Below are 24,693 nucleotides of genomic sequence, written 5' to 3' on the forward strand. Positions count from 1 at the left end.
TTTGATACCACGGCGATTTTTAATTCAGGCTGTTACAAGCTGAATTAATTAAATCCCGGCAAGGATGCAATCAGATGAATCCATTGATAATTATTTAAAATACACACACCACAATCATTCACCACATGAATAATAAACAGGTTTCTGCACGTTGAATGATAAATATAGCGGACATAAAAAAGCGCCTGTTTCGTAAAACAGACGCCTGAGTTTTCCGGGAAAAACCGGTCAGTTCACATTCGGATCGTTCAACCGGCTGGTATCCGCAGCCAGCATGTTTCTCACTAAATCCACGCACTCGAGAAAACGCTGATCGTAGTCGGATGATTCAACGTGAACGTAATCCACATTATTCTGTTTCAGCATATCGATAAGCAGGTTCTGGAATGACATGCGATCGGTCGTACTGCCGAGACTGCGCAGGCCATCCGCCACCCACGGCGTGTTGTTTTCCAGTAAAATCACCAGGTCGAATTTGTATTCGTCCATCAGAGCCTGAACGAACGGATGCTCACGCCCTTCGTACTTTTTACAAAACGCCTGCGTCGTCAGAAAATCGGTATCAATAAACGCGACTTTATTGGCATATTTCACCGCAAAATCAATGTACTGCGCCTGACCGAGTGCGATTTTATCGTAGTCTGAATATTGCAGCGCCATTTCGTCGCCACCCAGATGTGAGAAGACGTAATCGCGGCCATATTCCCAGGCGCTGGTGGTGTTGAAGATATTAGCTAACTTGTTGACCAGGGTTGATTTTCCGCTGGATTCGCCGCCCAGAACCGCCACGGTGCGCACAAAAAATGGCTTCACTTCGGTTGGAATATAATCCCAGTAGCGGAAAGGATCCTGACGTATCTGACGGCCGCTGATATTCATGAATGAGCGTTTCGGGTCGATCAGCACCGTTTCAATCCCGAGATGTTCGCGGTACTGCGGCGCGTCGGCCTCTTCGCTGGAATAAATGGTATTGGGCTCAATGCCTTTCTGGCTCATGAACTCTTTGATACCGCGTCCCCAGACATCCCAGCCGTGCGGATACGGCTCCATCCCTTCTTCATTGAAGGCATGGATACGGATGTTTTTCTGGTATTTGAACGTCTGCAATAACCAGCGCAATCGATCGCTGACCGTTGGCTGCTGAGACATCGAGCTGTTTTCAAAGAGTTCGCGGTCACGGGGCTCGTCATAGCCCATGATGATATGGAGTTCATCGACCTGACTACAGGCGCGCTGAATCAGATAAATATGGCCGGTGTGCAGCGGATAAAACTTACCGAACACGACGCCGATATTCTTCTCGCGGCGGGGAAATTCGAGATCAAGGAAGCGATGCAGCGCCTCCAGCTTTTGTGCGCTGGGGCTTTTTATCTTTGCATTCAACAACTGGCTGAGATAACCCTTGGTCATCCCGCTGGCTTCCGCCACCTGCTGTAAGGTGCGTCCCTGTTGCTTGATGGCGGTTTTCAGATAATCGAACTGAGACATACCCTGTCCTTATGTTTGCTTTACTAAACAAAAATAGCTAAACAAAAAATAACACAAAGACAGGGATAAAAGACACCCGGCAACCGTTACAAATCGTCGAGGATTGCCAGCGCATCGGCCAGTTTTTTGACTCCAAACACCTGCATTCCGGCAGGGACTTTTTTCGGCACGTTGGCATGCGGCACAATAGCGCGTTTAAATCCGTGCTTCGCCGCTTCGGTGATACGTTCCTGACCGCTGGGTACCGGACGGATTTCCCCCGCAAGCCCCACTTCGCCAAACACCACCAAATCGTGTGGTAACGGGCGGTCACGCAGGCTGGAGACCAGGGACAGCAACAGCGCGAGATCTGCGCTGGTTTCCGTCACTTTCACGCCGCCCACGACGTTCACAAACACGTCCTGATCCGCCATCTGCAAACCGCCGTGACGGTGCAGAACCGCCAGCAGAATCGCCAGCCGGTTTTGCTCGAGCCCGACGGCTACGCGACGCGGATTGCCCATCATTGAGTGATCTACCAGCGCCTGCACTTCAACCAGCAAGGGCCGCGTCCCTTCCCACAGCACCATCACCGAACTGCCCGACGTAATTTCATCGCCACGGCTCAGGAAAATAGCAGACGGATTACTGACTTCGCGCAGACCCTGTTCGGTCATGGCGAATACACCCAGTTCATTCACGGCGCCGAAGCGGTTTTTATGGCTGCGCAAGGTACGGAAACGGGAGTCGGCATCGCCGTCGAGCAGAACGGAACAGTCGATGCAGTGTTCGAGCACTTTCGGGCCAGCCAGCGAGCCGTCTTTGGTGACGTGGCCGACCATCACGATCGCCACGCCGCGCGTTTTTGCAAAGCGGGTGAGATAGGCGGCGGTTTCGCGCACCTGTGCGACCGTGCCCGGCGATGACTGAATGTCCGCCATATGCATCACCTGAATGGAGTCGATCACCATCAGTTTCGGCTGTTCTTTGTCAGCAATTTCGCAGATTTGTTCGATGCTGGTTTCCGACAACATATTCATGTTCGACGTCGGTAAACCCAGACGGTGCGCGCGCATCGCCACCTGTTGCAGTGATTCTTCCCCGGTGACGTAGAGGGTTTTCATGTGTTCGCTGAGGTGACACAAAATTTGCAGCAACAGCGTACTTTTCCCCGCGCCCGGATTACCGCCGATAAGAATTGCACTTCCGGGCACCACGCCGCCGCCCAGCACGCGGTCGAATTCCTTGAAACCGGTGCTGAAACGCGGAAGTTCATCGAGGCTGATATCAGAGAGTTTTTGCACACGGCTGACGCCCGCATCACCCGCGTAACCGGTCAGACGCTCGTTGCGCGCAACAGTCGGGGAAGCCGCTAAACGGATTTCAGTAATGCTGTTCCAGGCCTGACACGCACTGCACTGCCCCTGCCAGCGCGGATAATCTGCGCCACATTCATTACACACAAATGCACGTTTTGCTGCTTTCGCCACAACTTACCTCTTTGAACATAATAGAAATTGATACCCTAAATAATTCGGGTTGCATCAAGGCGGCAAGAGAACGAATCCCGATGAGCTTACACAAGTAAGTGATTCGGGTGAGCGAACGTAGCCAACACAGAGGCAATCTGAAGTATGACGGGTATTAAGACTGACTGCCGCTGAGAATGCATAACACCCCTAAAAGATCGGCATGACGGATGCACACGGAAGCCTGTTCATACACTTTCGGTTTCGCGTGATAAGCAATGCCCATCCCCGCAACGGCCATCATTTTGAGGTCGTTCGCGCCATCGCCGATTGCGATAGTTTGCTCCTGAGAAATGCCCAGTTTTTCCGCCAGTTTTAACAGCGTATCGGCTTTGTATTGGGCATCAACAATCGGCCCGATCACCCGCCCGGTGAGTTTACCGTCGCGGACTTCCAGCTCATTCGCTGCCACATCCACCAGATTCAGCCGGTCACGCAAGTATTCGGCGTAATACGTAAAACCACCGGACGCAATCGCCACATGCCAGCCCGCTTCCTGCAGGCGCTGCACCATCACGGTCAGGCCCGGCATCAGCGGTAACGTCTGGCGCACCTGTTCAAGGATCCCGGCATCGGCATCTTTGAGCGTCGCAACGCGCTGACGCAGGCTGGCGGAGAAATCCAGCTCGCCGCGCATCGCACGCTCGGTGACTTCTGCTACCTGCACACCGACGCCCGCCAGTTTGGCAATTTCGTCGATGCATTCAATCTCAATCGCGGTAGAATCCATGTCCATAACCAGCAGGCCAGGCGTTCGCAGGTAAGGCACTTTACCCAACTGGGCGACATCGAATTCAAAAGATTCGGCCAGAACTTGTGCGTCGGAGGTCAGTGAACCCGCCAGACGAACAACCTGATAACCTTCTACTGCCCATGCACTGACAATGACCAGAGCACGGCCTAAGTGGCGCTGGAAAAGCGTAATGCTCGTTTTATCCAGTTTTCTACCATAGAGCAGCCATCCGGTGTGTCCCGCCCGGTAATCGAGTGGCATGACTTCATCACCGCTCAGTGAAAGGGGAAGTCCCGGCCATTGATGGATCTCCGCAGGAAGATCGCAATAGGTCAGACTGTTTGGCATGATGGCTCCGGTAGATTGTTTTGTTATAAACGACGGTTCATAAAACGAGTGAAAAGGCAGAGGTAACGCCGGGTAAAACGAGGCATCAAGCTACCCTATCGCTACCGCTTCTGGCAACATTAAAGTCATCGAAAATCGCAAGGAAACAGAATGGCCAAGGCCAAACTAAAATTTCGCCTGCACCGCGCCGCTATCGTACTGATAAGCCTGGCGTTATTAGTCATTCTGATGCAAGGCGCATCCTATTTCAGCCTGGGACATCAACTGGCGCGTTCCACTCAGGTGGAGCAACTCGCCCAGACACTCGCGAAGCAGGTGGCGTTTTCACTCGCGCCACTGATGGACAGCGACAATGATGGCGCTGATATCGCGCAAATTTCCACTATTTTGAGTCAGCTTACCGATGGCAGTCGCATTCTTGATGCCAGCGTTTATGAATCCGACGGCTCTCTGGTGGCCCATGCGGGCGAGCAGGTGCCGGTGCGCGACCGGTTATCGCTGGACGGTAAGCGCGCGGGCAGCTATTTCAATCATCAGATTGTGGTGCCGATAGAAGATAAAAATGGCCCGAGCGGGTTCTTGCGTATTACGCTCGATACCCATGTGCTGGCGACGGAATCCAAGCAGGTCGATAACACCACCAACCTGCTGCGCCTGATGATGCTTGCGGCATTGGGTGTCGGGATCATTCTGGCGCGCACATTGTTGCAAGGCCGCCGTTCGCGCTGGCAGCAATCTCCGTTCCTGCTGACCGCCAGTAAACCGGTGAAAGAAGATGATGAGCAGGAAGAAGAGACGGACGAATTCGGCCCGCCGCCGGTGCTGAATATTCCTGAGCCGGAAGCCGGCGTTGCCGAGGTAAAACCGGCCACAGAAGCGCAAACCAAAGAAGCGGCTCAGGCCGCCTACCGCAGCCTGAAACGCAGCCGGCCTAAGTGATTCAGGACTCACGGAAAGTGAGTCGACCAGGCTATGCATAGCTAAATGCATAGCTAATTTCATACAAAAAAGACATCCCTGAAAACATAACGCTCTATATTTTATAGATATTATTGATAGTAACTCTCACCCTTCTTTCAATAAACACACAAAAACGCATAGCAAAACGGGCACCTTTCGGCGCCCGTTTTCGTGTCTGCAATAATCAGCAGAATTTATTCTTTGTCGCCCAGCAGAACGGATTCCAGAGCGATTTCGATCATGTCGTTGAAGGTCGTCTGACGTTCAGCGGCAGTGGTTTGTTCATGCGTACGGATATGGTCGGAAACGGTACAGATGGTCAGCGCTTTTGCGCCGAATTCAGCTGCCACGCCGTAGATACCGGCGGCTTCCATTTCCACACCCAGAATGCCGTATTTTTCCATCACGTCGAACATCTGCGGGTCTGGCGTGTAGAACAGGTCCGCGGAGAAGATGTTACCGACGCGCGCGTTGATGCCTTTGGCTTTCGCCGCATCTGCCGCGTTACGCACCATGTCGTAATCCGCGATAGCCGCGTAATCGTGATCTTTAAAACGCATGCGGTTAACTTTGGAATCGGTGCAGGCACCCATACCAATAACGATGTCGCGCAGTTTGATGTCTTCACGCACCGCGCCGCAGGAACCCACACGGATGATTTTTTTGACGCCGAATTCAGTGATCAGCTCTTTGGCATAAATTGAGCAGGAAGGAATGCCCATGCCGTGGCCCATCACAGAGATTTTGCGGCCTTTGTAGGTGCCGGTGAAGCCCAGCATCCCGCGCACGTCATTGACCTGCTTAACGTCCTGAAGGAAAGTTTCTGCGATATGCTTGGCACGCAGCGGGTCGCCCGGCATCAGCACTACGTCAGCGAAGTCGCCCATTTCAGCATTAATGTGTGGAGTTGCCATTGTTCTCTTTCCTTAAATTTTTATAAAAAATCACTGAACTTAAACCCTATGGATTTCAAGTTGTAGCTAGGCGGCAAGCGCGTGAAACCCCAGGAGCTTAGACCGCTAAGTGACTGGGGTGAAGGCGTGAAGCCAACAACGCTACAGCTTGAAAGACGTAGGGTTTAGAGCATGGATTTACCGTAATCCATCGGTGTCAGATCGAAGTATTTCGCGACCGTCTGCCCGATGTCCGCGAAGGTTTCGCGGTGGCCCAGCGAGCCCGGTTTTACTTTCGGGCCATAGATTAACACCGGAATGTGCTCACGGGTATGGTCTGTACCACGCCATGTCGGGTCGCAACCGTGGTCAGCGGTGAAGATGATGATGTCGTCTTCTTTGACCAGCTCCAGCAATTCCGGCAGACGGCGGTCGAACAGCTCAAGCGCAGCAGCATAGCCCGGAACATCACGACGGTGACCGTAAGAAGAGTCGAAATCAACAAAGTTGGTGAAGACAATCGTCTTGTCGCCCGCGTCTTTCATCTCTTTGATGGTCGCGTCAAACAGCGCGTCCAGCCCGGTGGCTTTTACTTTTTTGGTGATACCGACCTGCGCATAGATATCCGCGATTTTACCGACGGAAACCACGTGGCCGTTTTTCTCATCAACCAGTTTTTTCAGGATGGTGGGTGCCGGTGGCTCTACCGCTAAATCATGACGGTTGCCGGTACGTTCGAAGTGACCCGCTTTGTCGCCGATAAACGGACGCGCGATAACACGGCCAATGTTGTAGCCGCCTTCGGTCAGTTCTTCACGGGCGATTTCGCACAGTTCGTACAGACGATCCAGCCCGAAAGTTTCTTCGTGGCAGGCAATCTGGAAAACGGAGTCCGCTGAGGTGTAGAAAATCGGCTTGCCGGTTTTCATGTGTTCTTCGCCTAAATCGTCCAGCACGACGGTGCCGGAAGAGTGGCAGTTGCCGAGGTAACCCGGCAGATTGCCGCGTTTCACCAGTTTATCCAGCAATTCCTGCGGGAAGCTGTTGGTGGTGTCGCTGAAATAACCCCAGTCGAAGAGCACAGGCACACCGGCGATTTCCCAGTGGCCTGATGGTGTGTCTTTACCGGAAGAAAGTTCGCTGGCGTAGGCATACGCGCCGGTGATTTCAGAATGACCATCCATGCCATCCGGGATTTTGCCGGTAGATTCTTCAGCGGCTTTCGCCAGCCCAAGACGGGTCAGGTTCGGCAGATTCAGCGGCCCTTTGCGGCCTTTGTCGGCTTCGCCACGCGCGCAGGCAGCAGCGATATGGCCCAGCGTGTCAGAACCGGCATCGCCAAAGCGCTCGGCATCTTCACTGGCACCGATACCGAATGAGTCTAACACCATGATAAATGTACGTTTCATTTTGCTCTCCTGCGAATGGTTACGCATTGGGTCACGCGGAACTGCCGCGCACCTGATCGTTCTTAGATGGGGGCGATTTAGCCTGAAATCAAGCGTTGCCGCCGATACGGCGATACACCACCGGCGTGCTTTCCGGCGCTTTGTCACTCAGGACAATCGCCGCACGCACTTCTTCCGCTGCCTGTTGCCAGGCTTCTTCGCTGTTGGCATGGATCATCGCCAGTGGCTGACGGGTATCCACCTGCTGCCCCAATTGCGCCATGTGCGTCAGACCGACGCTGTAGTCGATAGCATCGCTGGCACGACGGCGACCGCCGCCCAGTGAAACCACGGCCATGCCCAGCGCGCGGGTATCCATCGCACTGACAATGCCGTTGCCTTCGGCATATACCGGCTTGGTCAGCGTGGCCTGTTGCAGATAACGGTCGTAATGTTCGATGAAATCAGTCGGGCCTTTCTGTGCCGCAATCATGCGACCAAAGACTTCAGCCGCTTTGCCGTTGTCGAGCACAGCCTGCAATTTACTGCGGGCGTCCGCGTCGTCTTTTGCCAGTCCGCCGGATAACAACATTTCCACGCACAGCGCCATCGTCACTTCGAGCAGGCGCGGATTGCGGTATTCGCCGGTCAGGAAACGCACGGCTTCGCGCACTTCGACGGCGTTACCGGCGCTGGACGCCAGCACCTGATTCATGTCGGTGAGCAACGCCGTAGTTTTACAACCCGCGCCATTGGCCACATCCACAATCGCCTGTGCCAGATCTTCTGAAAGCTGGTAGGTCGGCATGAATGCGCCGGAACCCACTTTGACGTCCATGACCAGTGCGTCAAGCCCTTCTGCCAGTTTTTTGGCGAGGATCGACGCGGTGATCAGCGGAATAGAATCCACGGTCGCGGTGATATCACGCGTTGCGTAGAAGCGTTTGTCCGCCGGTGCCAGCGAGCTGGTCTGGCCGATAATCGCCACACCGACATCCTGAATAATGCTGCGGAAACGGCTGTCGTCCGGGAAAATATCAAAGCCCGGGATGGCTTCGAGTTTATCCAGCGTACCGCCGGTATGACCCAGCCCGCGGCCGGAAATCATCGGCACATAACCGCCGCACGCGGCGACCATCGGGCCTAACATCAGGGAGGTCACATCACCCACGCCGCCGGTGGAATGTTTATCCACAATCGGGCCGTTCAGGTTGAGGCTTTTCCAGTCCAGCACGGTGCCGGAATCGCGCATCGCCATGGTCAGCGAAACGCGCTCTTTCATGGTCATGTCATTGAAATAGATGGTCATGGCCAGCGCGGCAATCTGACCTTCTGAAACCTGGCTGTCGCGAATGCCGTTCACAAAGAAACGAATTTCTTCGTCACTTAAAGGCTGGCCGTCACGTTTTTTTCGAATAATTTCTTGTGCGAGAAACAAGGTATCCCCCTGCTTAAGCTGAGCGCCGGATGCGGACGCGAATACCGGACGCTGTTAAACAGCGCCACGGCAGAGTTCGTGTAATGGTGCTTAGTAGCTGCTGGTGGCTTTCTGGCCAGCGTGACCCAAAGTGGTCAGCAGGCTTGCCAGCAGGCTGGAAGCACCGAAACGGAAGTGACGTGCGTCAGCCCATTCGCTGCCCAGCAGACGGTCAGCCAGCGCCAGATATTGCGCAGCATCTTCAGCCGTTTTCACACCACCGGCTGGTTTGAAACCGACGGCTTTGCCCACGCCCATTTCAGCAATCACGCTCATCATCAGTTCAGCGCTGTGCAATGTGGCGTTTTCAGGCACTTTACCGGTAGAAGTTTTGATGAAATCAGCGCCAGCTTTGATAGCAATTTCAGAGGCTTTGCGGATCAGCGCATCTGATTTCAGCTCACCGGTTTCGATGATCACTTTCAGCAGAACGTTCGCGGCAGCACAGGCTTCTTTGCACTGTTTAACCATCTCAAAACCCACTTGCTCGTTACCGGCCATCAGTGCGCGGTATGGGAATACCACGTCGACTTCATCAGCACCGTAAGCAATGGCGGCGCGGGTTTCTGCCAGCGCAATCTCAAGATCGTCGTTACCGTGCGGGAAGTTAGTCACAGTGGCGATACGGATATCTGGCGTTCCTTGCTCACGCAGGGTTTTACGCGCAATCGGGATAAAACGAGGATAAATACAAACAGCAGCGGTGTTACCTGCCGGGCTTTTGGCCTGGTGACAAAGCGCGATCACTTTTGCATCGGTGTCGTCTTCGTTCAGCGTGGTTAAATCCATCAGGTTCAGCGCACGTTGTGCTGCGGCGGTTAAATCGGTCATATAACTCTCCAACAATTTTCAATTCCAGCGACCGGCCAGAACTGAGCATACAGTCATGAATTCGTTCCGGCGGATAACGTCGGGGGCAGAATTCTGCACGTTGGCGAGCGGACTTGGTTCCATGAAGATAGCGTGCGTAAACCGTGTGGCTTACGTGGCAACTGAGATCCTTCTCACCGCGCTTGGACTGGCTGACGCCAATTCGTTGTGACTATTTGAACACGTCACATCAGGTTCCTGTGTGCAGTATTTCACACAAAATGAAAACCGTTTGCAACGTTGCTTGATAAAATGAGATCTACATCACATTTTAACGGCGCTATGCTCAGTGTCTAATCCAGATAAGAGTGTATACCCGATTCATGACAAACGAAGTTTTGCCGGATATACAGAGAACGCCGACCGGCGCCCTTGCGGGTAATGTTATAATAATAACATTTTAAAGAGAACATAAATCGCAACACGGCAGTGAATGCATGAATGACGGGAACATGCGTGCGCACTAAAATGTTATTTAAATCACAAAAAATAAAACGAATTACTCACGTGCCGATAACTGAAAGACCCGGCGGGTATTGGCAAGCAGCGTATCGGCGATTTCCTGCGCGGATTCCGTACGCAACTGGCATAACACATCAAACACCGCCGCGGCGCGTTCCGGCCGGTTAGGTTGTCCCTGAAAACCCTGTAAAGGCATGTCCGGCGCATCGGTTTCCAGCAACAAAGAAGAGAGCGGCAACTGCGCCATTACCTGACGGGTTTTCTGCGCACGTTCGTAACTTATCGTCCCGCCCACACCTATTGCATAACCGAGTTTGATAAACGCCTGTGCCTGAGAAAGACTTCCGGCAAAACCATGCACTACGCCGGTCGCGGGAAGTCTGGCCTGGCGTAGCATCCCGGCGAGCTGATCGTGACTGCGGCGTGAATGCAAAATCACCGGCAAATTCTCTTTTTTTGCCATCGAAAACTGAGCTTTCAGCAACCGCTGTTGTTGTTCAAACATCGGTTCGTCCATGTATAAATCCAGCCCGATTTCGCCCACGGCAACCAGCCGCACATCCCGGTGGCTGAGCAACGCCTCCAACAATTCAAGATCCTGTTCTTTATGCTGCGCGATGTATAAAGGATGCAGCCCGAGCGCGGCGTGGATCTGCGGGTAATTTTTGGCGAGCGCGAGAATGCCGCGAAAACGATCTGCCGTCACGGCCGGAACGATAATCTCGCGGACGCCCGATTCACCGGCAAGTTGCAGGCTTTCGGCTTCCGCGCCGGTAAAAGGCGGGAAATCGAAATGGCAGTGCGTATCGATGAAGGTGAAACTCACAGTTTTTCGCCTTCGCTGGCCGGATAGTGGCTCTCAGGCGGCGCATTGTCGCTCAGTGCCGCCGGGCGCACGACGCCACCGTCTGCAACCATATCGGTCAGCACGGCGGGATCGAAAATAATCTGTCCGACCGTGCTGCTGGCGGCGGCAAGAGGAATAACATTTTCAGGTTCGTCCTGCGGGACAACAACGCGTTTGGGCCGGGTAACGCGCGGAGTGATCAGCGGATATGGTCGTTCATTTTCACGCGGTAAAAACCAGTGCGCGGCAGCCGAAAGGAAATAACGCCCGCAACGGCGGCCCAGATGATAATCCTGATTCAGCGCCGGAAGACGGCTGCCGAGCGCATGGCTGGCTAAGGGTTTAGGCGGAAAAATTTCGAAAATACGCACGTCATCCGGCGGATTTTCAATGAACTGCTGAATGCGGTGATAGCTTTCTTCGTGATGCTGCATCATGCGCACCAGCTGTTGCAGGCTGCTTTCGCTCAGCCATTGTTCCATACGTTTCATCCATTGCGGCGTATAGAACATCGCCGAAGGGACTGTGCGGATCACCACAATGGTGTCCGCGCCGCGACGGTACGCTTCTTCAACCGGGATAGCATCGCTGATCCCGCCATCCTGATAGCTGATGCCATCCAGATCCACGCCCATGCGGTAGAAACCGGGGATCGCACTGGAGGCTTTAATCACCGGCAGCCAGTTTTCACGCGTCGGCGCAAAATAGTTGGCGGTGTAATCATCGCTGCGGCAGGCACACATCAGAAACTCGCGGCCGTCGATCAGCAGTTTTTCTGCGCTTTCCATCGCCAGCGGCATGTTTTTCGACGTTTCGTCGACCAGCCAGTCGAGATCGATAAGGTGTCCGCCACGCACAAAGCGCAGGGGATTGAAAAAGTCAGGGCTGGTGGTGTAGCGGGTAATGACTCTTCGGGCGTAGCCAGGCTGGCCACACACAAACGCGGACAGGTTTTGCGCGCCTGCTGATGTGCCCAGATAAAGATCAAAAGGATTGAAACGAGCCCGCTGGAATTCATCCAAAACGCCTGCGGTAAAAATGCCTCTCTGTCCTCCTCCTTCACACACCAGGGCGATTTTCCCCGGCATATAAGGTTTATACGCCAGCGGTTCTATATTCCCCAGCGTGACAGGTATTCTGTATCCCAACGCGCTATCCTCGCAAAATCGGCATGACACGATTGGCCTTTTTCCGGCCTCCTTTCTGAGCATACCTCGACTTCTCGTTTTGCGTGAATTACTTGCCAAAATCGGCCGATAAAATCGTTACGTCCTGTTAACGAAATGCAGATCTGCCTGAACGAAATCCAAAAAAGTCTCGCCCCCTTTTCTGAAAACACGGCCTTTAGCAGTGCGTTCAAAGAAGGGGGCGAGAGTGATATTTTAACGCGTTATCGCTTCACTGATTACGGCGTCAGAGTCTCTTGCGGCCGGTAAACAAGCTGATGAGGAACAAGATAATACCGACAACGAAGACAACTTTTGCAGCCCATGCAGCGGTACCTGCTAATCCACCGAAACCGAGTGCTGCCGCGATCAACGCGATGATTAGAAAAATAATGCCCCAACGAAACATAAGCTTCTCCTTACCCTATTTTTCACTTTGCCAGTTTAAAAGGTGGTGCCCCGCTTCGGGCCATTGTTACTGTGAAACCCGTGTCTTTATGACACTTCATGTATCAGCTCAGCGCCGGATAACGCAACAGATTACCTATTAAAGGTAGTCGAAAAATGAAAGTGTTAGCGTTTTCGACGTCGATTTATTTGTACGAAGCTTTGTATAAATAGACAAACACAAAAGGTTCACAGGGTCTGCAAGACCCGATATTCAGCGGGCAACACAAAATATTTGTTATGCGTAGTGCATAAAAACGGTGCCCGACACGCAGGCACCTTTTGACTCAGAACAATTATGGTGCGACTTTCAGGTCGTTTTTGACGCTTTTCACGCCATCAACGGTTTTCGCCACACTTTCAGCGCGGTCAGACTGCGCCTGATCTTTTACTGAACCGGAAAGCTGTACGACGCCGTCGGTGGTTTCCACTTTCACGTTACGTGAAGGGACGATATCGTCGGCCAGCAGTTTTGCTTTGACAGAAGCGGTGGTCGCAGTGTCACCCGCATAACCTTTTACGCTCTGATCTTTGCTGTCTTTGGTGTGCAGTTTGTCGCTGACAGATTTCACACCTTCAACTTTTGTTGCGGCAGCAACGGCTTGTTCCGCTTCAGCCTGCGAACCGACAAAACCGCTCAGCGTTACGACGCCGGAGGTCGTGGTCACAGAAATATCGCTGCTTTTGATGGCTTTATCATCCACCAGAGCACTTTTTACTTTTGCTGTGATGGCGCTGTCGCCCATGTAGTTATCAACTTTCTTAATGGAGCTATCGATTTTTGCACCTGCGCTATCCGTGGTAGTTGCAGCCAGTGCACTACCGCTCATCAGTGCGGTACCCAGAACGACGGCCATCATTGAATAGGCAAATTTTGAGTTTTTCATCGATTTCTTCCTTTCAGTTTATGAGCCTCAATCGGGGCCCTTCACGTCACAGTCTTGGTGACGTCTCCTAACAATATGTATTGCTGCTGTTTTCACGTCCGGAGAAGCAGAGTACGTCGTTTTATTCTGGCTTTTTATCGCCATGCGATATAACACTCTGTTTAGTAATTCAAAGTCAGTGCTTTAATCCACCACTTCCCGAACACCCATTTAATATAGTCAAGAATGTTCAAATGTGTAGGAAGATCGCCGGATACGTCCGCGAATGCAGACAAGTCTTAAGGTTTCACGCGTATTTCGCCCATTTTTCGGGCAAGGAGAGGAAAAATTGAACAGGAAAGAAATGCGGCAGGGGGCAAAAGACAAAAAAAAAGACGGCGAATTTGCCGTCTTTTTCATCATAAACCGTGCGAAGAAAGAATTAATGTTCGCGGGTTTTACGGAATTTCACTTCCGGATAACGTTCTGAAGCCAGGTTCAGGTTCACCATGGTCGGTGCGATGTACGCCAGGTTATTGCCGCCATCGAGCGCCAGGTTAGTTTCATTCTTACGTTTGAATTCTTCGAATTTCTTCACGTCGCTGCATTCTACCCAGCGCGCCGTTGAAACGTTCACGGATTCGTAAATCGCTTCCACGTTGTATTCGCTTTTAAGACGCGCCACGACCACTTCAAACTGCAGAACACCGACTGCACCGACGATCAAATCGTTGTTAGAAATCGGACGGAACACCTGAACCGCACCTTCTTCTGACAACTGAACCAACCCTTTAAGCAGCTGTTTCTGTTTCAGCGGATCACGCAGGCGGATACGACGGAACAGTTCAGGGGCAAAGTTAGGAATGCCGGTGAACTTCATGTTCTCACCCTGCGTAAAGGTATCGCCGATCTGAATAGTGCCGTGGTTGTGCAGACCAATGATGTCGCCCGGATAGGCTTCTTCAATGTGCGAACGGTCACCCGCCATAAAGGTCAGCGCGTCGGAAATCACGACATCTTTGCCGGTGCGCACCTGACGCAGCTTCATGCCTTTTTCGTACTTACCGGAAACTACGCGCATAAATGCCACGCGGTCACGGTGTTTCGGGTCCATGTTGGCCTGAATTTTAAACACGAAACCGGTGAACTTCTCGTCGTCAGCTTTCACTTCGCGCAGGTCAGTTTTACGTGGCATCGGTGCAGGAGCCCAATCCACCAGACCGTCGAGCATGTGGTCAACACCGAAGTTACCCAGTGCGGTACCGAAGAAGACCGGCGTCAGTTCACCCTGCAGGAAGGCTTCATGATCAAATTCATGGGACGCGCCCTGAACCAGTTCTAGCTCTTCACGCAATTGCTTAGCCAGATCCTCGCCTACGGCGGCGTCCAGCTCCGGATTATCCAGGCCTTTCACCACGCGGACTTCCTGAATGGTGTGACCTTTACCGGTCTGATACAGATACACTTCGTTTTTGTAGAGGTGATAAACCCCTTTAAACAATTTACCGCAACCGATCGGCCAGGTAATAGGCGAGCAGGCGATTTTCAGCTCACGCTCAACTTCGTCCATCACTTCCATCGGGTCGCGGATGTCACGGTCGAGTTTGTTCATGAAAGTCAGTATCGGCGTATCACGCAGACGGGTAACTTCCATCAGTTTACGGGTCCGGTCTTCAACACCTTTCGCGGCGTCGATCACCATCAGACAGCAGTCAACGGCGGTCAGGGTACGGTAAGTATCTTCGGAGAAGTCTTCGTGCCCCGGCGTGTCGAGCAGGTTGACCAGACACTCTTTATACGGAAACTGCATCACAGATGTGGTGATGGAGATACCACGTTGTTTTTCCATTTCCATCCAGTCGGATTTGGCGTGATGGCTGGAGCCACGGCCTTTTACCGTACCGGCGGTCTGGATAGCGTGTCCGAATAACAGCACTTTTTCAGTAATAGTAGTTTTACCGGCATCGGGGTGAGAGATGATGGCAAATGTGCGGCGCTTAGCCACTTCAAGGGCGTATTCACTTGGAGACATGTTTTTCACGTTTCTGCGGTTGGTCCGCCCTGCATCGGGATTCACATCACGTCAGAAGGTGACGTCAGGCAAAGCGGTAATAAAAGTTATAGCCGGCTATTTTCACTGATTTAGACGGGATGGGCAATCAATGGTTTTTTTGTGCGCTAGCCCAGCGGCAGCGCCATCATGATGGCGTCTTCGCGGCCTTGTGCGGCGGGATAATAGTTGCGGCGGACGGAGACTTCGTTAAAGCCCAGGCTTTCGTATAGCGCGATGGCTTTTACGTTGGAGGCGCGGACTTCCAGCCAGAGCGTGAAAACGTCTTTTTTCTCAATCTGTTGAATGACGTCTTCCAGCAAGGCACGGCCTAAGCCCTGACGCTGAAATGCCGGATCAATGGCAATATTGAACAGCGTGGCTTCATCAAGAACGATTTGCGTAATGGCAAAACCGGCCATTACGTCGTTGCGCATGATTTTGAAATTCAGATAGCGTTCGCCCTGATTACTGGCGAGCGTTTTTTCCGTCCACGGGAAGGCGTGGCTGGCCTGTTCAATTTCAAATGCGCGGGGAAGATCAGCGGGCGTCAGGATAGAAATGTTGTTCATTTTCACAGATCTGCTGCCAGAGTGCGCGTTTTGCGCTGGCGTCTTGATAAAGCTCGGCGAGAGCCGGGCTGGATAACTGCGTACCGGCGAGCGTAAGCGGTTCGCTTAAACCCAGTCGCCAGATATTGCAGCGGGTGTTTTCCGGCAACATCGTCACCTGTTCCGGCGTCAGGCGGTAAACCTGCGGTTCGGCCAGCGCCAGACTGCGCAGCACATCGCGTACCAGCGGATCATCTTCAGCGGGCGGGACATCGGCGACGATCAATAACTTTGTCTCCGCAGGCAGGCTGACGGCGACTTCGCCCTGCAATACCGCAGGCCTGCGCAGCGTCCACTGGGTAATGCCCAGCTGTTGTAACAATGTATCTCGTCTGGATGCCATGCCTGATCCCTGCCCGTTGAATAGCGAAAAGCCCGGCTATGCTAGCAAACACATCGAACATGCGCCAATAAACCTCTATAATCGCCGGCTAATCCCTGAGGAGCCTCACCCTGATGTCTGCATTAACTCCGGCCAGCGAAGTCATACTGCGCCATAGCGAAGAATTTGAAGGCCGCCGCGTCCTGTTCGCCGGCGACTTACAAGATAACCTGCCTGCTGAACTCGACGCCGAAGAAGTCCGCGTTCACACCAATATGTATCACCACTGGCAGATGCTCAGCAAAACCCTGGGCGACAACGTGCAGTTCGGCTTACTGGCCGACGCAGACCTGATCGCCCCTTGCGATGTGCTGGTGTATTACTGGCCGAAGAGCAAACTGGAAGCCAAATTCCAGCTTTTCAACCTGCTGTCACAGCTGCCGGTAGGTATCGACGTTTTTGTCATCGGTGAAAACCGCAGTGGCGTTCGCAGCGCGGAAACCACGCTGGAAGGCCTGTGCGAACTGAGCAAAATCGACAGCGCACGCCGTTGCGGTCTGTATCACGGGCGTCTGGAAAAGCAGCCTGAATTTGATGCAGAGGGCTGGTGGGATGAGTACAAGGTCGAAGAAGTGACCATCAAAACCCTGCCGGGCGTATTCAGCCGTGAAGGTCTGGACAGCGGAAGCCTGTTGCTGATCAACAGCTTCGAAGAGCCTGTTAAAGGCAAAGTGCTGGATGTCGCCTGCGGTTCCGGCGTTCTGGCATCCGTCCTGGCGATGTATTCTCCAAAAATGAAAGTGACGCTGAGCGATGTGAGCGCAGCCGCTATCGAAGCCAGCCGCGCCACACTGGCCGCCAATGATTTGCCGGGCGAAGTGATCGCCAGCAACGTCTACTCCGACATTGCCGGTCGTTTTGACATGATCATCTCCAACCCGCCATTCCACGAAGGTCTGCAAACCAGCCTGACGGCGGCTGAGCAGCTGATCCGTGGCGCGGTCAGTCATCTGAATATCGGCGGCGAACTGCGCATTGTGGCTAACGCCTTCCTGCCGTACGCCGCGCTGCTCGATGACACGTTTGGTAGCCATGAAGTACTGGCACAAAATGGCCGCTTCAAAGTGTACAAAGCAGTGCGTGGCCGTCCGCCGCGTGATCCCAAGAAAAAGCGTTAATTCGTCGTTTTAATGCTCGCTGAGGATGCGCATCATTTCTGCGTTGTAGCGGTCACCCGCCGCAACGTGGAAAGGGAACACCGCTTCGATCGCCGCGATTTCGGCTTCACTCAGGGAGACATCAAGCGCGGCGATGTTTTCCTCAAGATAATGACGACGTTTGGTGCCAGGGATTGGCACCAGATTATCGTTTCGCGATAGCACCCACGCCAGCGCCAGCTGCGACGGTTTCACCCCTTTCTCCTGCGCCAGTTCACCGATTTTCTCCGCCAGTTGCAGATTCTTCGCGAAGTTTTCACCTACGAAACGCGGGCTGAAGCGACGGTAATCGTCAGGCTCAAGATCGTTCATCGAACGGATTTGTCCGGTCAGAAAACCGCGTCCCAGCGGGCTGTACGGCACAAAACCAATGCCGAGACGTTCGCACGCCGGTAAAATCTCGGCTTCCACATCCCGCGACCACAGCGAATATTCAGTTTGCAGCGCGGTAACCGGATGCACTTTATGCGCACGCTCCAGCAGGCTGACAGACACTTCACTCAGCCCGATGTAACGGATTTTCCCCTCCTGAACCAGATCCGCCAGCGCGCCCATGGTTTCTTCAACCGGAACGGACGGATCCGGGCGGTGCTGATAATAGAGATCGATAACCTCCGTCCCCAGACGTTTCAGGCTGCCTTCGACAGATTTACGAACATAATCCGGATGACCGTTGGTTCCGCGTATATTCGGATTTGCCGGATCGCGCACAATCCCGAATTTAGTGGCTAAGAAAACGTGATCGCGACGCCCTTTCAGAAAACGCCCCAGCAGTTCTTCATTGGTATGCGGCCCGTACATGTCGGCGGTATCAAACATCGTGACACCCAGCTCCAGCGCACGTTCCAGCGTCGCCATCGACTCTTTTTCATCCTGTCCGGTGGTATAAAAATCGCTCATACCCATGCAGCCCAAACCGAGCGCTGAAACCATCGGACCGTTTTTTCCAAGCTGACGTTGTTTCATTGAGATTCCCTCGTGACGTAGAAGAGTAAGTAACGGAATGAAGTGTGGTTATTATGCCTGGAAAGATAAATCAGCAAAAACGTGCAACACTGTTCATAAATCGCAAACAATCATGAGAACCGGCGGAGAACAAAATGGATCAGATCCAGGCGATGAAAATTTTCATCCGTATCGCCGAGCTGGAGAGTTTTAGCCGTGCGGCCGAAGATCTTGATTTGCCACGCGCAACCGTCAGTACGACGCTGAAACGGCTCGAACAGCGGCTGGGCGTCAGGCTGTTTTTGCGCACAACGCGTCAGGTAAAAATCACCGATGAAGGCAAGATTTATTACCAGCGCTGTCTGCAACTGATCTCGGCGCTGGAAGAAGCGGATACGCTTTTTGCGCATCATAAAAACCAGCCGACCGGCGTGGTGAGAATAGACATGCCGCATTCGCTGGCGCGCGTGATGGTCATTCCGGCGTTGCAGGCATTTTATGAACGCTACCCGCATATCATCCTGAGCATCAGCGCCAATGACAACGCCGTCAATCTGCTCGATCAGGGCGTGGATTGCGTCATTCGTGCGTGGCCGTCAGAAGATGAAAATCTGCAATCGCGGCATCTGGCCAGTCTTGAACAAATCACCTGCGCATCCCCGGCCTATTTGGCGAAATCCGGTACGCCAAAAACGCGGGAAGATCTCACCACGCATCACGCCATAGGCTATTTTTTCGCGCACCAGCAGCCGGAGTCGCACCTGGAATTTGTCACGCACGGTACCGGCGTCAAAATTCAGTTACGCAACACGCTGACGGTCAGTGGCGCGGATGCCTACGTGGCGGCGGCAAAAGCCGGCTTTGGCCTGATTCAGGCATCGAGGCTGGCGATTGCGCAGGAACTTGAACGGGGAGAACTGGTGGAAGTCTTGTCAGATTTAACGCCGCCGCCGATGCCGCTTTACATCATGTATCCGCCGGGGCGTTTTCTCGCGCCACGTATTCGCGTGTTTCTGGACTGGCTGATTGCGCTCTTTTCGCATCCCGATACGTCTTTATCGCCGCCCGCTAATAATGAAAAAATCGCTGATTAAACCATCAATTAACCTGGCGTCGTTCTGACAGATTGACGCATTCACCGTGAATATGTTGTTTTTTACATCAACCGTCCGAAATGGGGGAAATAACAGTTGACGCCTGTGGGAAAATCTCTAGAATTCGCCCCCGTGGTTGTGTTACTTGCTGATGACATTTCGATGACGTCAACACAGTAATCAATTGGTTCGCGATGGTGGCGGAATTGGTAGACGCGCTAGCTTCAGGTGTTAGTGTCCTTTGGATGTGAGGGTTCGAGTCCCTCCCTTCGCACCAAAACAATCACAAGATTTATATTGCACGGCACGGTACGCGATGGTGGCGGAATTGGTAGACGCGCTAGCTTCAGGTGTTAGTGTCCTTTGGATGTGAGGGTTCGAGTCCCTCCCTTCGCACCACTCCGGTGATATAAATCAGCAGTAAGCAGAATTCATCTGTGCGAAGGTGGCGGAATTGGTAGACGCGCTAGCTTCAGGTGTTAGTGTTCTTACGGACGTGAGGGTTCAAGTCCCTCTCTTCGCACCACATGATTCTGTTCTTCGGTTTTCCCTTCCTGTATTACCTCCTTAGATTTCAAAAAGAAAAAAATCCCCTTAGCGTGACTGTTTTTCCTGTTTTTCATCTTCATACTCCCGATTTATCACAAACTAAAATTCAGCGTCACTGCCGCCAGCCCGCCCGCCAGCGCCATGAATGAGGGCAGCAGCAGATAATGGCGCAGCGTCCGGTGGAACAGCATAACCAACGTCACCAGCATCGCGACCACAACCAGAACGCGCAACTGATCCAGCGTCATATGCGCCAGCGCCAGTAAAGGCATCAGCGCACAAGGCAATAAAACCCCCCAGCCGCTGGTCAGTCGCTTACCCAGCATCCAGACAACCGCCCAGATCCCACATGCCATGACAATCGCCGGTATCATAACCCTGCTCCAAACGTTGATAATGAGAACTAATATCATATAGGATTTTTTCTCATTTACCATACATCGGCGCAATAATTCGGCGCGCAGAGCGCCTGCACTCCGGCGTTTCTGTTCCGGGCATGGCGGTTATTTGCGGTCTTGTCTTCCGTTTGGGTGACACCTGCGTACAAAAGTGCTAATTTTAGAAACGCTAAACAAAATTAGTGAAACACAGTTAATTAAATTTTTTACAATAGTCACTACAAAAACTATATTTATAGAATTCTAATAATTTCCAATTAGAACTATTAGCCTGCCTGCATGGAACTTGCCTTAATGGAATAAGCACGCGGTATTGGGCGATAAGAGTCTTTATCTATTCAGAATCACACACGCTAAATAGAGTAAATTTGATGATATCTCATTCCTATGATGAACTGCTGAGAAGCAAACATCGGCTGGCGATGCTCCTATTCTTTTTTTTAAATAGTGCCACAGCGCTATTTTCTATGGTTTATCCCCCTGATAATGCCGTGGCTATGCCATTCCCGCTGGTAGTGATTTTTACACTTTGTTGTGGCGGGTTAATATTTTCTTTTTTCAGTAAGAAAAATTACTCAGCACATCTGAATATGTGTTCTGTGATTGTCGGTCTGTTATGGGCCTGGCAAATAGCATTACGTTTTGAGGAAGTCGGCCAAACAGATAAAAATTATCTGGTCATCAGTTTACTCAGTATATTCTTTATCAGCGCCATCGCTTTATCAGATAATTTTCTGGCTTTTTGCCTGCATGCAGCACCTTCTACTGTCTGCGTGATCTTTCTGGACGACTTTCAGCATATCGGGCATATCCTTTTCACCGTCATGTTGCCGCTGATTGGCCTGTGGCTGCATCACCTGATGCTCAAACGCAGTGACGAATTCACCCGCCGCATGGTGTCGAATCTCTACAGCGAAAGGGAAAAATTCAGCGATCTCAGTATGCTGGATCCGCTGACTGGCCTGTATAACCGCCGCGGCCTGCAAAACAAACTCGAAACCCTCTTTAATCAGGCTTCTGGTCATTACGTGATGCTGCTCGATATCGATCACTTCAAAGCCTACAACGACAACTACGGCCACAGCATGGGCGATCAGGCGCTGGTGCGCGTGTCTGCCGCCATTCGTGACGCCGTGCGTTCGCGGGATGTGGTCGTCCGCTACGGCGGAGAAGAGTTTCTGGTACTGATGTCGAACGTTAAGCAGGAACACGCGATCCGTATGGCAGAACGCATCCAGAATAAGATTCTGGGGCTGAATATCCCGCATTTGTTTAACGCACAGGTCTCCACGCACGTCACGGTAAGTGCCGGGCTGGCCGCGCTGGAAGAAGGCGATTTTATTAGTGCTTTGGGTCACGCGGATGCCTCACTGTATAAAGCCAAAAACAGCGGGCGTAATAAAATATTCTATGCCTGGGAAGAAAATAATGAGCATCAGGAAATCGCTGAGGAAAGACTGGCCTGATTATTGTGGGAAAGTCACCCCGATAACAGCGCGCTGATTGTTATTATTTTTGCTGGCGATAAATAGCGGCTGCCCCGTTCGTAAATAAAGCTCTGCCATTCATAATCACTGCATAATCATTCAACTTTCAGCCTGATTAAGGTTCAGGCTGAAAGTTAAACAGCTTGTTTACCTTATTGAAGGTTACTGGCGAATGTTACGCGCAGGATTGACCGTTCTGCCTAAATAAGTTCTAACCCTTCAAAAAAATCCTCAAAAATAAGACAGATAAAAATAATCCTAATCGCGGTGATTTTATGGCCGTGCGGGCCCAGGCTCTCGTCTTCCGCCGCCTGACGCTTATGTTGCAAAACACGCGTATTTTATTGTTTTAACACTATTATTCAGCCTGTTTCCAAATCTGTGAACTCACTCACTTCCACCTTCCGGCGAGTGCCAGAGGCTATTTTCCCGTGGCACTGACCGGAAGGCTCCCTGATCGAACACTTCTTACACTACTGAGCACCTGCCGCACTGACTTCTGACGGATCAGCGTGTTACGGCAGGTTTATCTATTTCAGCACCACTCTGTTTCTCTACATAACAAAAGGTCCAGTGTATGAACAGTTCGATAGTTTTAGGGATCATCTGGCATCTGATAGGAGCCGCCAGCGCAGCGTGCTTCTATGCACCTTTCAAGCAAGTGAAAAGTTGGTCATGGGAAACCATGTGGTCGCTCGGCGGCTTCTTTTCCTGGATTATTTTACCGTGGGCAGTGAGCTACGTGCTTCTGCCTGATTTCTGGTCATATTACGGCTCGTTCAGCTTTGCCATCCTGCTGCCCGTTTTCCTGTTCGGCGCGATGTGGGGCATCGGGAACATTAACTACGGGCTCACCATGCGTTATCTCGGAATGTCGCTGGGAATAGGCATCGCCATCGGGATCACGCTGATTATCGGTACGCTGATGACGCCGGTTCTGCAAGGTAAAATCGGTATGCTGTTCGGTACTGCCGGTGGCCGGTTAACGCTGCTTGGCGTGCTGGTGGCGGTGATTGGCGTGGCGATTGTCAGTTACGCCGGTTATCTGAAAGAGAAAGCGCTGGGGATTAAGGCAGAAGAATTTAACCTGAAAAAAGGGCTGATTCTGGCGGTCATGTGCGGGATTTTCTCCGCCGGGATGTCGTTTGCGATGAGCGCAGCCGTGCCGATGCACGAAGCGGCACGCGCGCTGGGCATCGACCCGCTGTACGTTGCCCTGCCAAGTTATGTGGTGATCATGGGCGGCGGCGCTATCGTCAACCTCGGTTTCTGCCTTATCCGCCTCGCGACGCGAAGAAACATTTCGCTCAGAGCGGATATGTCCGTAGCGAAATCCCTGCTGGTGGCCAATATCCTGTTCTCCATCCTGGGCGGCACCATGTGGTATTTGCAGTTCTTCTTTTACGCCTGGGGACACGCAAGCATTCCCATCGAATACGACTACATGAGCTGGATGCTGCACATGAGTTTCTACGTATTGTGTGGCGGGATCATCGGTCTGGTTCTGAAAGAATGGGCGGGTGTCGGCAGAAAACCGGTACGCATTCTTTGCCTCGGCGCGCTGGTGATTATTCTGGCGGCCAATATCGTCGGTCTGGGAATGGCGCTCTGATTTCGCGTTTTCAAACTTAACGGCAGAGCCTGCTTTGCCGTTATCAATCCGCCGCGATCAGTGAAAAAGGCCGTGGCGGCATCTTTTTTGCCTCAGCAATAAAGCGCTGCCGGTAATCCCTCGGCGAGACACCGTAAGCCCGGTTGAATACCACGGAAAAATAATTACTGTCATCAAAGCCGCATTCAGCGGCCACATCACCAATCGTCAGGTTGCCATAACGCAGCAGGCTCATCGCCCGGCAGAGCCGGAGCTGACGTAAATAACTCATCACACTCAGCCCGGTATGTTGCTTGAATAACGTTCGCAGACTGCGGGGATTGAGCTGATGTTGCTGGCAGAACGTCTCCAGATGGAACGGTTCGGCAATGCCCGCCCGCAGCGCCATCAGCAGTAAATCCAGCTGATGTGCGTCGGGCAACGCGCCGCTGTCTGGCCGGTGGCGGAACCGCAACAAGAGCAGCGCCAGTTGCATCAGCAATGCCTCGCTTAACTGAATGGAAAGCGGCTCTGACTTCATACACTCCTTCGCCAGCTCATCCACTTTATCGCGCAAAACGGACATTCCGAGCGTGCTCAGCCGCCAGTAACGCTGTTCCTGGCTGACATTTTCTCCCGGCAATAATTGCGACCAGTCGGCTTCCAGCCCGAAACGTTCGCGGCAAAACAGCACATTATCGAGCGCCAGCTCATTGGCCGATTCATAGCTGTGGCGGTCTCTGGCGTTGATGTAAAACAGATCACCGCAGGTAATGGGATAAGGGATATCGTTCCAGATATGCATGCCGTTACCACGCCAGACGATCACCAGTTCATCGAAATCGTGATCATGGGTGGGGAAATCCGCCTGCGGATGGCGCTCTTCTACCACCACCGAATTCATCCCGGTCAGAAAGAGGTCATTCTTGTGAAGTCTTAAAGACATAGCAGCAATCCCTACCCGTTTGACGACAAA

22 protein-coding genes and 3 tRNA genes are annotated in these 24,693 nt (G+C 52.5%); 8 read left to right on the forward strand and 17 right to left on the reverse strand.

Translation table 11 applies throughout. The features are described 5' to 3' along the window. Positions 1–228 precede the first annotated feature (228 nt). From nadR to serB, 3 genes are all read right to left on the reverse strand, one after another. Positions 229–1,488: a multifunctional transcriptional regulator/nicotinamide-nucleotide adenylyltransferase/ribosylnicotinamide kinase NadR gene (gene nadR, locus BV494_RS13885; RefSeq protein ID WP_104923411.1), complete on the reverse strand. Its 1,260-nt coding sequence runs from the start codon at positions 1,486–1,488 to the stop codon at positions 229–231. A gap of 86 nt (positions 1,489–1,574) precedes the next feature. Then, entirely contained in the window at positions 1,575–2,957 is a 1,383-nt protein-coding gene (gene radA / locus BV494_RS13890) for a DNA repair protein RadA (protein ID WP_104923412.1), read from the reverse strand. 154 nt (positions 2,958–3,111) lie between these two features. Continuing rightward, the gene (serB, locus tag BV494_RS13895) at positions 3,112–4,077 is read right to left on the reverse strand and encodes a phosphoserine phosphatase (RefSeq protein ID WP_104923413.1); all 966 of its coding nucleotides are present in this window, start codon (positions 4,075–4,077) and stop codon (positions 3,112–3,114) included. 150 nt (positions 4,078–4,227) lie between these two features. On the opposite strand from serB, the gene BV494_RS13900 reads away from it, so the two are divergent. Next, a complete protein-coding gene (locus BV494_RS13900; protein ID WP_104923414.1) occupies positions 4,228–5,016 on the forward strand; it encodes a YtjB family periplasmic protein in 789 nt (262 codons plus the stop codon). A 215-nt stretch (positions 5,017–5,231) separates the two neighbouring features. Here BV494_RS13900 and deoD read toward each other — a convergent pair whose 3' ends face one another. From deoD to BV494_RS13955, 11 genes are all read right to left on the reverse strand, one after another. Next, complete coding sequence (deoD, locus tag BV494_RS13905) at positions 5,232–5,951, reverse strand: purine-nucleoside phosphorylase (protein WP_101075083.1); 720 nt, start codon at positions 5,949–5,951, stop codon at positions 5,232–5,234. A gap of 164 nt (positions 5,952–6,115) precedes the next feature. Further along, positions 6,116–7,339, reverse strand: a complete 1,224-nt coding sequence (gene deoB, locus BV494_RS13910; protein ID WP_104923415.1) for a phosphopentomutase — start codon at positions 7,337–7,339, stop codon at positions 6,116–6,118. Between the two features lie 88 nt (positions 7,340–7,427). Beyond that, positions 7,428–8,756 carry a thymidine phosphorylase gene (gene deoA / locus BV494_RS13915; RefSeq protein WP_104923416.1) on the reverse strand — a complete coding sequence of 443 codons (1,329 nt, stop codon included), beginning with the start codon at positions 8,754–8,756 and terminating at the stop codon, positions 7,428–7,430. 90 nt (positions 8,757–8,846) lie between these two features. After that, complete coding sequence (deoC, locus tag BV494_RS13920) at positions 8,847–9,626, reverse strand: deoxyribose-phosphate aldolase (protein ID WP_104923417.1); 780 nt, start codon at positions 9,624–9,626, stop codon at positions 8,847–8,849. A gap of 538 nt (positions 9,627–10,164) precedes the next feature. Continuing rightward, positions 10,165–10,953 carry a TatD family hydrolase gene (locus BV494_RS13925; protein WP_104923418.1) on the reverse strand — a complete coding sequence of 263 codons (789 nt, stop codon included), beginning with the start codon at positions 10,951–10,953 and terminating at the stop codon, positions 10,165–10,167. Next, a complete protein-coding gene (locus BV494_RS13930; RefSeq protein ID WP_226790084.1) occupies positions 10,950–12,062 on the reverse strand; it encodes a patatin-like phospholipase family protein in 1,113 nt (370 codons plus the stop codon). Before BV494_RS13930 ends, BV494_RS13925 begins: the two co-directional genes overlap by 4 nt. A 325-nt stretch (positions 12,063–12,387) precedes the next feature. Then, positions 12,388–12,549, reverse strand: a complete 162-nt coding sequence (locus BV494_RS13935; RefSeq protein ID WP_011191683.1) for a DUF1328 domain-containing protein — start codon at positions 12,547–12,549, stop codon at positions 12,388–12,390. Positions 12,550–12,883: 334 nt separating this feature from the next. Further along, positions 12,884–13,474, reverse strand: coding sequence for a molecular chaperone OsmY (gene osmY, locus BV494_RS13940; RefSeq protein ID WP_104923420.1), 591 nt, complete (start codon positions 13,472–13,474; stop codon positions 12,884–12,886). Positions 13,475–13,895: 421 nt separating this feature from the next. Beyond that, positions 13,896–15,485, reverse strand: a complete 1,590-nt coding sequence (gene prfC / locus BV494_RS13945; RefSeq protein ID WP_104923421.1) for a peptide chain release factor 3 — start codon at positions 15,483–15,485, stop codon at positions 13,896–13,898. A 146-nt stretch (positions 15,486–15,631) separates the two neighbouring features. Then, positions 15,632–16,075: a ribosomal protein S18-alanine N-acetyltransferase gene (gene rimI / locus BV494_RS13950; RefSeq protein WP_104923422.1), complete on the reverse strand. Its 444-nt coding sequence runs from the start codon at positions 16,073–16,075 to the stop codon at positions 15,632–15,634. Continuing rightward, the gene (locus tag BV494_RS13955; protein WP_104923423.1) at positions 16,044–16,457 is read right to left on the reverse strand and encodes a DNA polymerase III subunit psi; all 414 of its coding nucleotides are present in this window, start codon (positions 16,455–16,457) and stop codon (positions 16,044–16,046) included. Before BV494_RS13955 ends, rimI begins: the two co-directional genes overlap by 32 nt. A 113-nt stretch (positions 16,458–16,570) precedes the next feature. Here BV494_RS13955 and rsmC point away from each other — a divergent pair, with 113 nt between their 5' ends. Then, positions 16,571–17,614: a 16S rRNA (guanine(1207)-N(2))-methyltransferase RsmC gene (gene rsmC, locus BV494_RS13960; RefSeq protein ID WP_104923424.1), complete on the forward strand. Its 1,044-nt coding sequence runs from the start codon at positions 16,571–16,573 to the stop codon at positions 17,612–17,614. 9 nt (positions 17,615–17,623) lie between these two features. Here the strand turns inward: rsmC and BV494_RS13965 are convergent, their stop codons facing one another. Then, a complete protein-coding gene (locus tag BV494_RS13965; RefSeq protein ID WP_104923425.1) occupies positions 17,624–18,619 on the reverse strand; it encodes an aldo/keto reductase in 996 nt (331 codons plus the stop codon). Between the two features lie 134 nt (positions 18,620–18,753). On the opposite strand from BV494_RS13965, the gene BV494_RS13970 reads away from it, so the two are divergent. The 4 genes from BV494_RS13970 (at position 18,754) to BV494_RS13985 (ending at position 20,218) form a co-directional block, all read left to right on the forward strand. Continuing rightward, positions 18,754–19,692: a LysR family transcriptional regulator gene (locus BV494_RS13970; protein WP_104923426.1), complete on the forward strand. Its 939-nt coding sequence runs from the start codon at positions 18,754–18,756 to the stop codon at positions 19,690–19,692. A 191-nt stretch (positions 19,693–19,883) separates the two neighbouring features. Beyond that, positions 19,884–19,969 (forward strand) — tRNA-Leu (locus BV494_RS13975). A 36-nt stretch (positions 19,970–20,005) separates the two neighbouring features. Then, positions 20,006–20,091 (forward strand) — tRNA-Leu (locus tag BV494_RS13980). Between the two features lie 40 nt (positions 20,092–20,131). Further along, positions 20,132–20,218 (forward strand) — tRNA-Leu (locus BV494_RS13985). Positions 20,219–20,333: 115 nt separating this feature from the next. On the opposite strand, the gene BV494_RS13990 is transcribed toward BV494_RS13985, so the two are convergent. Next, on the reverse strand, positions 20,334–20,615 hold the full coding sequence (locus BV494_RS13990) for a DUF1435 domain-containing protein (protein ID WP_104923427.1): 282 nt from the start codon (positions 20,613–20,615) through the stop codon (positions 20,334–20,336). A gap of 395 nt (positions 20,616–21,010) precedes the next feature. Here BV494_RS13990 and BV494_RS13995 point away from each other — a divergent pair, with 395 nt between their 5' ends. Together BV494_RS13995 and rhaT are read left to right on the forward strand one after the other, a co-directional pair. Continuing rightward, complete coding sequence (locus tag BV494_RS13995; protein WP_104923428.1) at positions 21,011–22,105, forward strand: GGDEF domain-containing protein; 1,095 nt, start codon at positions 21,011–21,013, stop codon at positions 22,103–22,105. Positions 22,106–22,703: 598 nt separating this feature from the next. Continuing rightward, positions 22,704–23,738 (forward strand): L-rhamnose/proton symporter RhaT, encoded by a 1,035-nt coding sequence (rhaT, locus tag BV494_RS14000; RefSeq protein WP_104923429.1) that lies wholly within the window; start codon positions 22,704–22,706, stop codon positions 23,736–23,738. A gap of 43 nt (positions 23,739–23,781) precedes the next feature. Here the strand turns inward: rhaT and rhaR are convergent, their stop codons facing one another. Continuing rightward, positions 23,782–24,663 (reverse strand): HTH-type transcriptional activator RhaR, encoded by an 882-nt coding sequence (gene rhaR / locus BV494_RS14005; protein ID WP_104923430.1) that lies wholly within the window; start codon positions 24,661–24,663, stop codon positions 23,782–23,784. Between the last annotated feature and the right edge of the window lie 30 nt (positions 24,664–24,693).

This window comes from Rahnella sikkimica, assembly GCF_002951615.1.
Lineage (GTDB): Bacteria > Pseudomonadota > Gammaproteobacteria > Enterobacterales > Enterobacteriaceae > Rahnella > Rahnella sikkimica.